Origin of the sequence: Uliginosibacterium sp. 31-16, from assembly GCF_030730865.1 — a bacterium.
Taxonomy (GTDB): domain Bacteria; phylum Pseudomonadota; class Gammaproteobacteria; order Burkholderiales; family Rhodocyclaceae; genus Uliginosibacterium.
This window is the reverse complement of record NZ_JAVALZ010000001.1, coordinates 372,320-387,195: the sequence shown is the minus strand read 5'-3', so window position 1 is coordinate 387,195 and position 14,876 is coordinate 372,320. Positions and strand designations below refer to the sequence as shown.

Genomic DNA, 14,876 nt, shown 5'->3' with positions numbered 1-14,876 from the left:
TGGCGGGCCTCTTCAGGCAGACATGCTGTAGCGCCTTGTCTGGCAATGGTTTTGAGGCGAGGGGGCTGAAAACCCTTTATGGGCGCGGCTCATGGCCGGCATCCGGACTGAAAAATCGGGGCCCTCTTGCCGCCTTCAGTCCTCCGCGCGTTCCTGCTGCTGCAGCCGCCACATCTGCGCATAAGCGCCCTCTGCGGCGAGCAGGGCGGCGTGACTGCCGCGCTCGATGACGCGGCCTTGTTCCAGCACCACAATCTCGTCGGCGTTCATTACTGTCGACAGGCGGTGGGCGATGATCAGTGCGGTGCGCCCGCGCGCGGCGGCTTCGAGCTGGGCCTGGATGGCTTGCTCGGTGCGCGAGTCGAGAGCCGAGGTCGCCTCGTCGAAAACCAGGATGCTCGGGTTCTTGAGCAGGGTACGGGCAATCGCCACGCGCTGCTTCTCGCCGCCGGATAGCTTCAGCCCGCGCTCGCCGACCTTGGTGTCGTAGCCATCCGGCAGGCGGCTGATGAAGTCGTGCAGCTGGGCGGCCTGAGCGGCGGCGATCACCTCTGCGTGGCTCGCGTCCGGGCGGCCGTAGAGGATGTTGTAGTAAATGCTGTCGTTGAACAGCACGGTGTCCTGCGGCACGATGCCGATCGCCCGGCGCAGACTGTGCTGGCTGATCTGGCGGATATCCGTGCCGTTGATGCGGATTGCGCCAGTGCTGACGTCGTAGAAACGGAAGACGAGGCGGGCCAGCGTCGATTTGCCGCCGCCGGAATGGCCGACCACGGCGAGCGTATGGCCCGGCGGTACGCTCAGTGAAACATCGGTCAGCACCTGCCGGCGCTGATCGTAGGCGAAACTGACCGCGTCGAAGCTGAGGCTCATCGGCCCGGCGGTGAGCTCGCGGGCGTCGGCCGCATCGGCCACTTCGCGTTCGGTGCGCATCAGGCCGAACATGCGCTCGATATCGGTCAGCGACTGGCGGATTTCGCGATAGAGCACACCGAGGAAATTCAGCGGCGCGTAGAGCTGAATCAGGAAGGCATTCACCAGCACGATGTCGCCCAGGCTCATCTTGCCGCTGGCCACGCCACTGGCGGCCTGCCACATCATGGCGGTGACGCCGGCGGCGATGATCGCGGCCTGACCCATGTTCAGCAGTGACAAGGAAATCTGGTTGCGCACCTGAGCCTTGCTCCAGGCCTGCAGCTTCTCGTCGTAACGATGAGCCTCCCAGCTCTCATTGTTGAAGTACTTCACCGTCTCGTAATTGATCAGCGCATCGATGGCGCGCGCGTTGGCGGACGAGTCCAGCTCATTGGCCTCGCGCCGCAGGGCGGTACGCCAGTTGGTGACCTTGAAGGTAAAGACGATGTAGGCGCTGAGCGTGATGGCGGTGATCAGCGCGTAGATCGCCTCGTATTTCACCAGCAGCACGCCCATCACCAGCGAGATTTCCACCAGCGTCGGCAGGATGCTGTAGATGGCGAAGTTGATCAGTGAATTGACCGAGCGTGTGCCACGCTCGATGTCGCGCGACAAGCCACCGGTCTGGCGCTCCAGATGAAAACGCAGGGATAGCGCATGCAGGTGTTCGAACACGCCCAGCGCGATGCGCCGTACACACTCCTGAGTGACACGGGCGAACAGGATTTCGCGCAACTCGGTAAACAGCGAGGTCGAAAAGCGCAGCACACCGTAGGCCAGCAACAGTGCTGCCGGCACGACGATCACCGCCTGCGCCGGCGTGATCGCCAGGGCATCAACGATGTGCTTGAAGATCAGCGGTACCCACACATTGGCGATCTTCGCCGCGATCAGGCAACTCAGCGCCAGTGCAATCCGCATGCGCCATTGCCACAGATAGGGCAACAGGCTGCGCAAGGTATTCAGGGCGTGGAGTTCGCCGGGCTTGGCCGGTTCGGGCAGGGTGCTGGAGTGTGAGCGTCGCATGGATGGGATTGTAGAGGCGGAAGTGCGCAGCCGCAGCGGAACTCCTGGGGACAGATCGCTCCGCCTGGTGCTTCCGCGCCAGGCGCAAACACGGTTGGATCGAAAGAAGGGTATAGGCAACGAAGATGCGTACGTCGCCTCAGGGACTCAGGTGTATTCGACGGCAGGCCGGCATGGGCAGCAAATTTCTTCCTGTTGAATGTTGCCTGTAGCGCAGGCGATGCTCAGGCGTACCAGCGTGCCCCCTCCGGGGCGCTCAGAAACCGTCAGGTGTCCGCCCATCATGCTGGCGCGGTGCGCCATGATCCGGGTACCCAGCCCGCCGGGTGAAGATTTTCGTGTATTTGGACCGATGCCGTCATCCTCGATCTGCAGGGTCAGGCTACGTGTCGCGAGAGAGCCTTCAAGCACGATATTTACCTTGTGCGCATGCGCGTGTTTGGTGATGTTCTGGAGTGCTTCTTTCGCGATGTGATAGATGTTTGTGGCTTTGTCGTTGCTGCAGGCTACGCAGGCCGCTTCGCAGCGAACCGATATCTCCAGACGGTGCAGGGCCCGAGCCTTTTCAGCCAACTCCTCCAGCGCGTGAGCCAGATTGTGAGTATCGTTTTCCACGGGCCACAGACCACGCGACAGTTCATAAGCCTGATCAACAGCGCGGCCCAGCAATGCAGACAGGCGGCCGAGTTCAATCCGGGCGGTTTGCGCATTGTCCGATGGCTGCAACAAGCTGCAATGCAGGCGGGCAGCGGTCAGTTCCTGGCACAGACCGTCATGCAGCGCCCGACTGATTGCGCGCCGCTCTTCGTCGCTCACCCGCTCGATTTCCCGTTCCAGACGGGCGCGCTCGGCCATTTCGTCCTGCAAGGCCGTGTTCTGCAGTTCCAGTTGGCCTGACAGTTTTTCCACCGAGGTGAGCGCCATCGAAAACCAGCGTGCCAATGCAAACGACTGGCAGAGGATGAACGCCAGAGTCGCAATCGGCGCCATCGGCATTGACTGGATGATGTGATAACCGTTCAGGAAATCATTCACGGCGCTCAGGCCTAGCAGCACATAGCCACTCAGCAAAAGCAGGGCGCCGACACGCTTTACACGCCAGGCCCGAATCAGGTTGAAGATGGAGTACCCCACCACGATGGCCATATAGACAGCCATCCCCAGCATGCTTGCAGAGTTGAAGTCGGTGTATGCGCCAAAGCCGGTAAGGATCATGCCTGTGACGACAAGGACGAGCATCCACTTGCGCGGGAATTCGGCAGGAAACAGGCTGTTGAAGAAGGCTTGCAGCAACGGCATGGAGCCTAGCAGGCAGGCCATGCCAAGCGTGTCGATCAGCGCGCCGTCCGCCTCCGGGAACAGCAGCCAGATGCTCCAGTCACTGGTGCCGGAGCACAGCGTATTGATCGCCCGCAGCAGGCAATAGATGCCCAGAAAAAGTGGCGCCGGGTTGCTGCGACGTGAGATGAACAAGGCCAGGTGATACAGGAACATCACCAGCAGAGCTGCCGCGACCGCCAGCCCCGCACCCCAGTGCAGCATCTGGGATTTCGCCAGAACTTCTGGCGCACCGAGCCGGATGGCCGAGCCCATGCCACCGTCAGAGTAATGATGGCTGGATGTCTGCAGTACGAGTTCGACCGGTGTGCCGTGGCTGGCAAACGTGACCATCCGTATCTCGGGGCTGCCGACCTTTTCCGATGCCATGTCGACGCCCACCGTTCCGGCCTGCGCCAGCATTCGTCCGTCTACCCACAGCGCATAGGCCTCCTGTATTTCCGGCAATTGCAGCGTCAGGGCCTGTGCCTCCGGCGGTGGCAAGATGCGCAGACGGTAGGTTGCATGACCGCGCCCGGAGCCGGCCTGATCCTGGAGCGTTGTCTTGCTCCACCGCTGCGGTACGTGCAGCTTGCTTGCGCTGGGTGGTGTCCGGTCTGCAGAAAAATCCTCCGGCGTGAGTAGCTGCTGCCAGTAGAACTCCCACTCTCCGCTGAGCGGAGCAACTGCGCCTTGGTCCGTCTCCAGGGCACGCAGATCGATTTCGCCATGCCTTGCCATCGGCGCGGCACCGAAGGCATGACTCGCACACAGCATTCCCAGCAAGCCAATCAGGGCCGTACGCCACACGTGCTGCCAGCGAGGTCTCCAGAAATTCCCCTTGCGTGTTTCCATTGAGCGCTCGTCTCCTGCAGAGTCAGCCAAACCACGACAATAAAATTGCCGGTAATTGTGACATGTACCATCGGTGCCCGGATTGGCATTGATGCCAACTGCAAAGACGGTCTCGATGGTGCTGGAATCGACCACCCCCGTTACGTGTGCAGTGGTGCTGACCTCCGCAAAGCGTCACCGGCACGATGACTCCCGTCGCCTGTGCAATGGGAGAAGGACGGAGGAGAGGGGCGGTATTTCGTAAGCCTGGGTTAAACCTTGAGCCGCCACCCAGTGTTCTGCGGCACACTGTGGTCTTTGCCGCTTTCGCTCCGTCCGTGCTGCCGCGCATTCCGAAACACATCCTCATCCCGTTGATTGTTGCCTGTGCCCTGTTCATGGAGAACATGGACTCGACGGTGATTGCCACTTCCTTGCCAACGATTGCACGCGATCTGCATGAAGACCCGATTGCACTGAAGCTGGCGCTGACCTCCTACCTCTTGAGCCTGGCCGTATTCATTCCGATCAGTGGCTGGATGTCGGATCGTTTCGGCTCGCGCACGGTGTTTCGCTCGGCCATCTGCGTATTCATGGGGGGCTCGATCCTGTGCGCGCTGTCGGGCTCGCTGACCGGTTTCGTTGCGGCGCGTTTCGTGCAGGGGATGGGCGGGGCGATGATGGTGCCGGTGGGGCGGCTGGTGGTCTTGCGCAGCACCAGCAAGGCCGAGATGGTGCGAGCTCTCAGCTACCTGACGATCCCCGCGCTGATCGGGCCGGTGATCGGACCGCCACTGGGTGGCTTCATCAGCACCTATTTTCACTGGCGCTGGATCTTCTTCATCAACATCCCGATCAGCATCATTGGCCTGGTGATGGCGGGGCGGCACATCGAGAACCTGCGCGAGGACGTGGCGCTGCCGCTGGACTGGAGCGGCTTTCTTCTCTCTGCGCTGGGGCTGTCTTCGCTGATGCTCGGGCTGGCCACGGCCGGGCGGCATCTGGTTTCACTGCCTGTCTCGCTGGTGTGCATAGTGGCGGGCGCCGCAATGGTCGGCGCCTATGTGTGGACCGCGCGGGACAAGCTCCATCCGCTGCTGAACCTGAATTTGCTGCAGATCCAGACTTTCAGCACGGGTGTGGTGGCGGGTTTCTTTTTCCGCATCGGTATCGGCGCGATTCCCTTCCTGCTGCCGCTGTTCCTGCAGCTGGGCTTCGGCCTGAACTCGTTTGAATCCGGCCTGCTGACCTGCGCTTCGGCGGCTGGCGCGCTGTTCATGAAAACCATTGCGGCGAACATCCTGCAGCGCTATGGCTTTCGTCGTGTACTGATCTGGAATGCAGTGGCCGCCGCCTTGTCACTACTGCTGATCGGCCTGTTCACGGCGCATACGCCGCATGCCCTGATCATTGCGGCGCTGCTGATCGGCGGCTGTTTCCGCTCACTGCAATTCACCAGCCTGAATGCGTTGGCGTATGCGGATATCGACAAGCCGCAGATGAGTCAGGCGACCAGTCTGGCCAGCGTGATCCAGCAACTGGCGGCGGGGATGGGGGTGACTGTGGGGGCTTTCGCCCTGCAGGGCTCGAATTTCCTGCAGGGGCATACGGCCGTTGTGGCGGCAGATTTCCCGCCGGCATTCATTGTGATCGCGCTGGTTTCCGCCAGTTCCTTGCTGTGGCTGAGCCGGCTGGCGAAAACCGCCGGTGCCGCGATTTCCGGGCACCGGGCGGTGGAGGAATGATCAGTCGGCGGCCTTGCTGCGCGTGCCGGTCATGATCTTGACCATCAGTTCGGTGGCCTTCGGGCTGACGATGACAGGCTCGTAGGTCGACTTCATCAGCGAAATGGTGGTGGTCGCTCCCCGGAATTCGCTGAATTTCACGCCGGCCTTGTCCAGTTTGGCGCGGATCTCGGCATCGCGCTGGGCGCGGATCTTGGCCGCCTGCACGGCGGATTCCTGAGCCGAGAGGCGGAATGCGGACTTGTCCGCATCGCTCAGGCTGGCCCAGCGCTTGGCTGAGATGAGCACGGCGATTGGCTGCACGGTGTGGTGGCTGAAGGTGTAGTAGGGCGCCACCTTGTAGTGCTCGGAAGTGTAGTAAGAGGTGAAATCGTTTTCAGCGATGTCCAGCTCGCCGCTCTTGAGGGCGGTCGGCAGCTTGTCGAAGGCCAGCGTCGAAGGCTCCGCCCCGAGTGCCTTGACCATCGAGATCATGTCCTGCTTGTTGGGGACGCGGATCTTCTGACCCTTGAAGTCCGAGGCGTAAGCCAGCGTCTTGTTGCGCGAGTAGAACGAGCGGGAGCCGCCGTCATACCAGGCGAGTACGGTGTAGCCTTTTTTCTGCAGCAGTTCCTGCATGTCCTGACCGGCCTCGCCGTTGAGCACCGACATCATGTGCTCCGGGTTGCGGAAGATGAACGGCAGGCTGAATACGGCCATTTCAGGTACATCAGCAGTCAGTGCCGATGAGAAAAACAGTACGACGTCGACCTCGCCGTTCTTGAACTTGGGAATGACATCTTTCTGCTGACCGAGCTCTTCGCAGCACAGCACCCGGCCGGTGTAGCGACCCTGGGTGTTGGCCTTGAGGCGCTCGAAGAAATGCAGCAGGCCTTGATGTTGCGGGTATTCGGCGGATTCGCGCAGCCAGCCCTTGAGCTCTACAGCCTGAACGGACAGGCTGGCGCAGCACAGGGCAAGGGTGGTCAGCAGAGACAGCAGGGTTCGGATTGGCATGACAGCTCTCGCAAAATCGACAGTAGGAAGCGCCCTCAGGTTTTCGGGCAATAGCGCGCAGAATGCACTGGCTACCGCTGGTCGGCAAGTCCTGGTGCTGTCAATCTGCAACAAAGTTGTGCGGTCGGCTCAAATTAATCCGGTGTCTGGCGCAGTTCGGCGATGCCGGCGGCGATCAGGCGCGAAGCGATGCTGACGGCGGAAGGCAGCTCTGGCAAGGCGTCGAGGCTGAACCACTGTGCGTCTTCGATTTCCCCGGGTTGCGGCACGATCTCGCCACTGGCGTAGTCGGCGTGAAATGCCAGCATCAGCGATTGCGGGAAAGGCCAGGGCTGGCTGGCGAACCAGCGCAGGTTGTGCACCCGGATGCCGGTTTCCTCGAAAACCTCGCGGTGCACACAGGCTTCCACACTTTCGCCAGCCTCCACGAAACCGGCCAGCGCACTGTACATGCCGGGGCGAAAATGCGCCGAGCGCGCCAGCAGCAGTTGCCTGTCGCGACGGACCAGACACATGATTGCCGGCGCAATCTGCGGGTAGCTGCGCTGGCCGCAGGCCGGACACAGTTTGGCCGGCTCGCCGTCCATGGCCTGGGTCGGGCTGCCGCAGGCGCCGCAAAAGCGGGTGGCCAGATCCCAGCCCAGCATCTGTTTGGCGCGTGCCGCCAGACTCCAGTGGCCAGCCGGCAGCAGATCGAAGACATGCCGCACGCTGATGACGTGCAGGTCCGGCGGCGGCTCTGTGCCTGCCTGCCAAGCCGCCAGCACACAGGGTTTGCCGGCAAGCTGCCCGAAGACGAAAGCTGCGTGCGGCTCGCCAAGAGGGGTGAGCTGTGAGGCAGATGGCAGGCGGCTCTCCGGGCAGAGCAGTAACTCCTCGCCGATGAAGGCGAACAGGAGTCCGGCATCGGCAACGGGCGGGGCAAACACGGGGCTGAAATCGGCGGGCCACTGCATGCGGGGTGTTTCCAGATCGAGTTCGGAGAGGGCGCCCGAACGATGGGGCAGGCGCCGGAACAGGGGCAGGATATTCTTCTATGCTGCCAGTCTGAGTGTAACGCAGGAGGTTCAGCCATGGTCACCCGCGCGAAGAAGCCTGATGCGCCCCGCAACGCACTGATCATCAGCGGTGGCGCGCCGAACGCCACCCTCATTGCAGGCGCGCTGGTCGCCTTTCACGAGCTGGGCCTGGAGTTCGACGTGATCTCCACCGCCGGCGCTGGTGCTCTGCTGGGGCTGATGTATTGCGCCCCGAAGAATGGCGATCCGGTAGCCACGCTGATCGGGCTCAAGGAAATGGGCATCGCTGATCCGCTCTACGATCAGTTCCCGGTCAACTACAAGGTGTTCAACAAGCCTGGCGCGATGGCCGACCTGTATCGTCGCGCGCTGGGGCTTAACCCCTTCATCCAGCAGTTGATGAACTGGCAGGCCACTGATCCGGTGAGCCAGTTCGTCAAGGATTCGGCGGAGCTGGTGCTCGCCACGGCCTGCCCGAGCGACCTGACGGCCGAGTCGCTGGGGCTGTGCGCCCACCTGCCCTTTGCCGAGCAGGTCATCGACTTTGCGGCGATTCCGGCGATAGCCCCCGAGTTCTACGTCAACGCCTTCAACCTGCGCACGCAGCACATGGAGGATTTCGGCAAGGCGCAGCTCACTGCGAAGCATCTGCAGGCTGCGCTGTCCTTCCCCTTCCTGTACCCGCCGACCGAGATTGATGACGGGCTCTACATCGAAGGCGCTGCGCTGGATTGCCTCAACTTCAAGAGCCTGCTGAGTCACCACGCCGATCTGGAAGAGATCGTGGTGCTCGACATTCTCGGTGCCGAAGAACTCCTGCGCCCGCCGCGCGACCTTTACGACGCCTGGGTCATGTCCATCCTCACGCCGCTGATCGAGATTGCGCGCGACGACCTCAAGCTCTTCATCGCCGAGCACATGGAGAAGTATCCGAAGCTCAACTGCGTGCACCCGGTGCCGCTCATCGAGGGCATTCCGGCGGAAGAGTTGCCTGATGTGTTCGACTGGTCGCGCAGCAACCTCGAACGCCTCTTCGATGTGGGCTACGAGTCTGCGGCGGGATACGCGAGGCGCGAGCTGGCACATTTGCAGCGCTGAATTTCTGCAACTTTTTTACATCCCGGCGGCTAAGCTGCCGGGCATGGATACTCGCGTTCCTTCTCCCGCCAATCACTGGTCCGGCGCACTCACCGGCTATCTGACCGCCACCCTCGGGGTGGCGTTGCTCACGGCGCTGGCGGGCCCGCTGCTGGCCTGGGTCGAGCCTTCCAATCTGGTCATGCTCTACCTTCTGCTGGTGGTGGGCGTGGCCCTGCGTTTTGCGCGCGGACCGGCCGCCTGGTGTGCCCTGCTCGGGGTGCTGGCCTTTGATTATTTCCATGTGCCGCCGCGCCTGTCCTTCGCCGTAGGCGATGTGCAGTACCTGCTGACCTTTGCGGTGATGCTGCTGGTCGGGCTGCTGCTGGCCGAGCTGATGGCCCGGCTGCGGCAGCAGGCCGAAGAGGCTGCGGCGGGAGAGCGCAATGCCACGCGCCAGTACGAACTGGCCCGTGAGCTGGCCGGTGCCATCGACATGAGCCAGGTGCAGACACTGCTGGCCGCTTTCATGCGCGAGGAGGTTGGCGGGCTGGCCGAGTTGTGGTGGGTCAGCTCCAGCGAGCAAGTGCGCTGCCTGAGTCCGGCCAGTGAAGCGGCAGCGGCCGTGCTGCCAGCAGCCGGGCAATGCCTGATTCCGGCGCTGGTCGAAACCGTGCTGCGCGACGGTCAGGTGCATGAACAGGAAGACCTGCTGCGCAGTGGCCATCGTTTGCTGCTCCTGCCGCTGGATGCGCCGATGCGCCGGCGCGGGGTGCTGGCGGTTTCGCTGCCCGAGGCGAGCCTTGGCAGGGCGCTGCGACGCCAGCTGGGCGCGGTGGCCTTGCTGGTGGCGATTGCCCTGGAGCGTCTGCATTACGTCAGGGTTGCCCAGCAGGCCACGCTGGACATGGAGCGTGAGCGTTTGCGCAGCACTATTCTCTCGGCCCTGTCGCATGACGTGCGCACTCCTCTGACGATCATGGTCGGTCAGGCGGATGCCTTGCTCGATGCACAGGGCGAGGCGGCTCGCACGCTGACCCTCGCGCTGCGCGAGCAGGCCATGCGCATGAGCGAGTTGGTCAACAATCTGCTCGACATGGCGCGCCTGCAATCGAGCCGCCTGGCCTTGCGGCGCGACTGGCAATCGCTGGAAGAAATCGTCGGTGCCGCCATCGCCCATCTGGGCGAGCGGCTGGCCACGCACCGGCTGGAGATCGACCTGCCGGCTGAGCTGCCCTTGCTGGAGTTCGATGCCGTGCTGATCGAGCGGGTGCTCTGCAATCTGCTTGAAAACGCTGCCAAGTTCAGCCCGCCAGACGGACCGATCCGGATTGAAGCCGCCCTGCAGGCGGATGCCGTGCGGGTCAGCGTGACGGATGCTGGTGCCGGCCTGCCGGCCGCCGCCGTGGCGCAGCTGTTCGAGCCATTCGTGCGCGGCGAGGGCGTGGCTTCGGTGCCGGGGCTCGGGCTGGGGCTGTCGATCTGCAGGATCATCGTCGAGGCACATGGTGGCGTGCTCAGTGCGGCCAACCGTGAGGAAGGCGGCGCCTGCTTTGCTTTCACCCTGCCACGCGGAGAACCTCCGCAGCTGGATGGCGAAGGAGATGCACATGAATGAGTTGCCGCTGGCTCTGGTGCTGGAGGATGAGCCGCAGATCCGCAGCCTGCTCTGTGATGCCTTGCACAGCTTGCCCTTGCGCAGCGTGGCGGCGGGCTCGATGGCGGAGGCTCGCGAGCTGCTGGCAGCGGAATGCCCGCAGCTGATCGTGCTGGACCTCGGCCTGCCGGATGGCGATGGCAAACAGTTCATCGGTGAGCTGCGTGCCTGGAGCAGCCTGCCGGTGCTGGTGCTCTCGGCGCGCAGCCAGGAGCGCGACAAGATCGAGGCGCTGGACGCCGGCGCGGATGATTACCTGATCAAACCCTTTTCCCGCGGCGAGTTGCTGGCGCGGGTGCGTGCCCTGTTGCGCCGGGGCGGGCGCATTGAAACGCCGGTACTGCGCTTCGGTGATGTCGAGGTGGATTTTGCGCATCGGCGGGTCAGTCGGGCGGGCGAGGCGCTGCATCTCACGCCGATTGAATACCGCCTGCTCTGCGCCATGATTGCCGGGCAGGGCAAGGTGCTGACGCACCGCCAGCTGTTGCGCGAGGTATGGGGGCCGAGCTTTGTGGACAGCGCCCATTACCTGCGCATCTACGTCGGCCATCTGCGACACAAGCTGGAAATCGATCCGGCGCGCCCGCGCCACTTCGTCACCGAAACCGGTACGGGCTACCGGTTCGTGATCTGATCCCTTGCGGAGAATTCCATGAGCAGTTCCCACGGCGCCTCGGCGCAAGCGCTTCCGAAACTCATGCTGGCCGCGCTCGGCGTGGTGTATGGTGATATCGGCACCAGCCCGCTGTACGCGCTGAAGGAGGCCTTCAATCCCGCCAGTCATCACGCCCTGCCAGTGACGCCGGAGAACGTGTTCGGCGTGCTCTCGCTGATCGTGTGGAGCCTCTTGATCATCGTGACCTTCAAGTATGTGCTGATCGTGCTGCGTGCCGACAATCACGGCGAGGGCGGCGTGGTGGCGCTGATGGCGCGCGTGCTCTCCCGCGCAGCCGATACGCCGCGCAAGAAAACCGTGGCGATCGCGCTGGGGATCTTCGGCGCCTCGCTGTTCTATGGTGACGGCATCATCACGCCGGCGATTTCGGTGCTCTCTGCGGTCGAAGGGCTGGAGGTGGCCACCCCCGCCTTCCAGCCCTATGTCGTGCCGATCACGCTGGGCATCCTGATCGCCCTGTTCCTCGTGCAGCACCATGGCACGGCGCGCATCGGCGGCTTCTTCGGCTACTTCGTGATTGTCTGGTTCCTGTGTCTGGCGGCAATCGGCGTGCGCAGCATCGTGGCGCATCCGCAGGTGCTGGAGGCACTCTCGCCGCACCATGCGATCAGCTTTGCGCTGCACAGCCCGAAGCTGGCCTTCTTCGCCATGGGGGCGGTGTTCCTGACCATGACCGGGGGCGAGGCGCTGTACGCCGACATGGGGCACTTCGGCGTCAAGCCGATCCGCTACGGCTGGCTCGGCCTCGTCTTGCCGAGTCTGCTGCTCAACTATCTGGGGCAGGGTGCCCTGCTGATCAGCGATCCGGCGGCCGCCGCGAATCCCTTCTACCTGGCGGTGCCGGGCTGGGCGCTTTATCCGATGGTGGCGATTGCGACCCTGGCGACGGTGATTGCCTCGCAGGCCCTGATTACCGGCGCGTATTCGGTTTCGCTGCAGCTGATCCAGCTCGGCTTCTGCCCGCGCATGGCCGTGAAGCACACCTCCGGCGCGCAGATGGGCCAGATCTACCTGCCGTTCGTGAACTGGATGCTGCTGGTCTTCGTGCTGCTGACCGTGATCGGCTTCCGCTCTTCCAGCAGTCTGGCGGCGGCCTACGGGATTGCCGTAACCCTGACCATGCTGGTCACCAGCGCGCTGGCCTTCTCGGTGGCGCTGCGCGACTGGCAGTGGCCGCCGCTGGTTTGCGGGCTGATCTTCATTCCCCTGTTCGGCATCGAGCTGGTCTTTCTCGCCTCAAACGGCCTGAAAATCGCCGATGGCGGCTGGTTCCCGCTGGTCTTTGGCGGGCTGCTCAGCGTGACCCTGTTCACCTGGCGACGCGGGCGCCAGTTGCTGGCCGAGGCGCAGCGGGCCGATACGGTGCCGCTGGAAACCTTTGCCCGCATCCTCGATTCCGAACCGATCCACCGGGTCCCGCACACCGCCCTGTTTCTCAACCCGCGTGCCGAGCAGATGCCCAGCTCCTTGCTGCACAACCTGAAACACAATCTGGTGCTGCATGAGCGTACGGTTTTCGTCAGCGTGATCATCGAATCGGTGCCGCGTGTGCCCATCGAGGACCGGGTCGAAGTCCAGCGTCTGGGCAACTCCTTCTCGCGTGTCTTCGTGCGTTTCGGCTTCATGGAGGAGCCTGACCTGCCGACCGCGCTGACCCGCTGCGCCGAGCAGGGGCTGGCGTTTGACCCACAGCAGGTGTCCTACTTCCTTAATCGCGAAACCATCCTGCCGGCCAGCGAGGTGCGCGGCATGGCGCTGTGGCGCGAACGTCTGTTCGAGTTCCTGTTCCGCAACGCCTCCAGCGCGGCGAATTTCTTCCATCTGCCGACGGCTCGCGTGGTGGAAATGGGTAGCCGGGTGGTGATCTGATTGTTGCCCGGCAGGGGGCTGGAGAGCCGCATCTGGCGGATGTCTGCGGGATGCCTCCGTGAAGAGCCTCTACCATGGCTGATCTGCAGCATGCCTGCCTGAAGAGGGTTGCCGGGTGCGGCTCTCCGGGCATGCGTGCTGGCCGGAGAGCATGTGTGACGCACGACACAAAACGCTGCAATTCAGGGGGACCTGAAGCCTCAAGGCGGCCCTGAATCCGCCGTAGAACCTGCAGTACAGCTAAACGAGCGGGAGCACAGCGTGGCAGACGAGCAGGGACGGGCAGATTTGCAGGACTGGATTGCGCGCATCCGGGACCGCGACATGCCGGTTTTCGGCCGCACCGTGCAGGAGGTGCGCAGCGTGACCGAGGACGACTCCGCCTCTGCCAGTCGTCTCTCGCGCGTCATCCTGCAGGATGCCGCGCTGACTGCGAAAGTCCTCAAGCTCGCCAACAGCGTGGTTTTCAACCCCGGCCGCCAGCATGTCAGCACGGTCAGCCGTGCAATCGTGGTGCTGGGTTTCGATCTGGTCGGCCAGATCGTGCTGTCCATCCATCTCGTTGACGCCCTGCTGGCCAGCGGCCTGCGCGAGCGCGTGGTGGCGGAGATGGCGCGTTGCTTCCATGCCGCCGTGCAGGCCCGCACTGCCGCCATTGCCAAAGGTAGCAAGGCCGCCGAAGAAGTGTTCATAGCCACCCTGCTCGGTCAGGTGGGCGAGATGGCTTTCTGGTGCTTTGGTGGCAAACAGGCCATCGCACTGGATAAGGCCATGTGCGAACGACCTGACGAAAAGCCCGAAGACCTGCAGATGGAAATCATCGGTTTCCGCCTGCGCCATCTGACCGCCGCTCTGGCCAAGGAGTGGCAGCTGGGGCCGATGGTGATCGCCGCCGCAGAGGGACACGCTCACCCCAGTGATGACGAACTGGCCATCCTGCAGGGCTACCGCCTGGCCAAAGCGGTGGAGGGGGGCTGGGACACGCCCGAGGCACGCATTGCGCTGGAAACCTACGCCGATTTCACCGGTAGGCCACTCAAGGAAATCACCGGAGAGCTGACACATAACGCGGCGGAAGCCGCGCGCGTGGCCGCGCATTTTGGTGCCGAGGCTGCTGCGCGCCTGATTCCGGTGCCACCGGAAGGCGGGCTGGTGGATATCGACGCCGAGGTCGCCGAGGTCGCCGATCCGACGCCCGACCCCTTGTTGCAACTCAAGATCCTGCGCGACCTCTCGATGCTGCTGGCTACCAAGCCCAGCCTCAACGAAGTGCTGCAGCTTGTGCTCGAAGGCATCTATCGCGGGCTGGGCATGAGCCGGGCGGTGTTCGCCTTGCAAAGCGCAGACCGTACGAAGGTTCTCGGCAAACTCGCGCTCGGGCGCGATGCGGAAAAGCTTGCCGCCCATTTCAGTTTCGCACTGGATAACCGCGCGGGCGACATCGTTGGCGTGATGTTCGCAAAATCCGCGACCTTCTGGCTGCGTGGAGAGGCGCCGGAGGGCATCCGCATCGACCGGCTGGTGGCCGTGACCGGCCGGTACGACGGCATGCTCGCTCCCGTGCGTGCCGGCGGGCGGGTCATCGGTTTCTTCTACGCCGACCGTCAGCCGAGCAATCCTCCCGATGAGGAAACCTGGCAAGGCTTTCTCCACTTCGTCCAGCAAGCCACCTTGTGCTTCGAGTACGTGGCTGCCGGTGGGACGGGACTCAAGAAGTAGCATCGCTTGCCGCAAAACCGGTCGGC

At 63.4% G+C, this 14,876-nt stretch carries 10 protein-coding genes; 6 read left to right on the top strand and 4 right to left on the bottom strand.

Translation table 11 applies throughout. The features are described from left to right. Window positions 1–135: 135 nt before the first annotated feature. Both Q9Q94_RS01780 and Q9Q94_RS01775 read right to left on the bottom strand, forming a co-directional pair. Window positions 136–1,941: an ABC transporter ATP-binding protein/permease gene (locus Q9Q94_RS01780; RefSeq protein ID WP_305978304.1), complete on the bottom strand. Its 1,806-nt coding sequence runs from the start codon at window positions 1,939–1,941 to the stop codon at window positions 136–138. 147 nt (window positions 1,942–2,088) lie between these two features. Continuing rightward, window positions 2,089–4,113: a 7TM diverse intracellular signaling domain-containing protein gene (locus Q9Q94_RS01775; protein ID WP_305978303.1), complete on the bottom strand. Its 2,025-nt coding sequence runs from the start codon at window positions 4,111–4,113 to the stop codon at window positions 2,089–2,091. 317 nt (window positions 4,114–4,430) lie between these two features. Here Q9Q94_RS01775 and Q9Q94_RS01770 point away from each other — a divergent pair, with 317 nt between their 5' ends. After that, window positions 4,431–5,837, top strand: coding sequence for an MFS transporter (locus tag Q9Q94_RS01770; protein WP_305978302.1), 1,407 nt, complete (start codon window positions 4,431–4,433; stop codon window positions 5,835–5,837). Here the strand turns inward: Q9Q94_RS01770 and dctP are convergent, their stop codons facing one another. Beyond that, entirely contained in the window at window positions 5,838–6,833 is a 996-nt protein-coding gene (dctP, locus tag Q9Q94_RS01765; protein ID WP_305978301.1) for a TRAP transporter substrate-binding protein DctP, read from the bottom strand. 134 nt (window positions 6,834–6,967) lie between these two features. After that, entirely contained in the window at window positions 6,968–7,789 is an 822-nt protein-coding gene (gene nudC / locus Q9Q94_RS01760) for an NAD(+) diphosphatase (protein ID WP_305978300.1), read from the bottom strand. A gap of 117 nt (window positions 7,790–7,906) precedes the next feature. Here nudC and Q9Q94_RS01755 point away from each other — a divergent pair, with 117 nt between their 5' ends. The 5 genes from Q9Q94_RS01755 to Q9Q94_RS01735 all read left to right on the top strand — a co-directional run bounded on the left by Q9Q94_RS01755 (window position 7,907) and on the right by Q9Q94_RS01735 (window position 14,850). Beyond that, the gene (locus tag Q9Q94_RS01755; protein WP_305978299.1) at window positions 7,907–8,950 is read left to right on the top strand and encodes a patatin-like phospholipase family protein; all 1,044 of its coding nucleotides are present in this window, start codon (window positions 7,907–7,909) and stop codon (window positions 8,948–8,950) included. Between the two features lie 43 nt (window positions 8,951–8,993). Beyond that, window positions 8,994–10,547: a DUF4118 domain-containing protein gene (locus Q9Q94_RS01750; RefSeq protein WP_305978298.1), complete on the top strand. Its 1,554-nt coding sequence runs from the start codon at window positions 8,994–8,996 to the stop codon at window positions 10,545–10,547. Further along, window positions 10,540–11,220, top strand: a complete 681-nt coding sequence (locus Q9Q94_RS01745; protein ID WP_305978297.1) for a response regulator — start codon at window positions 10,540–10,542, stop codon at window positions 11,218–11,220. The genes Q9Q94_RS01750 and Q9Q94_RS01745 overlap by 8 nt, the downstream gene beginning before the upstream one ends. A gap of 18 nt (window positions 11,221–11,238) precedes the next feature. Further along, on the top strand, window positions 11,239–13,131 hold the full coding sequence (locus Q9Q94_RS01740) for a potassium transporter Kup (RefSeq protein ID WP_305978296.1): 1,893 nt from the start codon (window positions 11,239–11,241) through the stop codon (window positions 13,129–13,131). A gap of 261 nt (window positions 13,132–13,392) precedes the next feature. Then, window positions 13,393–14,850: an HDOD domain-containing protein gene (locus Q9Q94_RS01735; protein WP_305978295.1), complete on the top strand. Its 1,458-nt coding sequence runs from the start codon at window positions 13,393–13,395 to the stop codon at window positions 14,848–14,850. Window positions 14,851–14,876 lie beyond the last annotated feature (26 nt).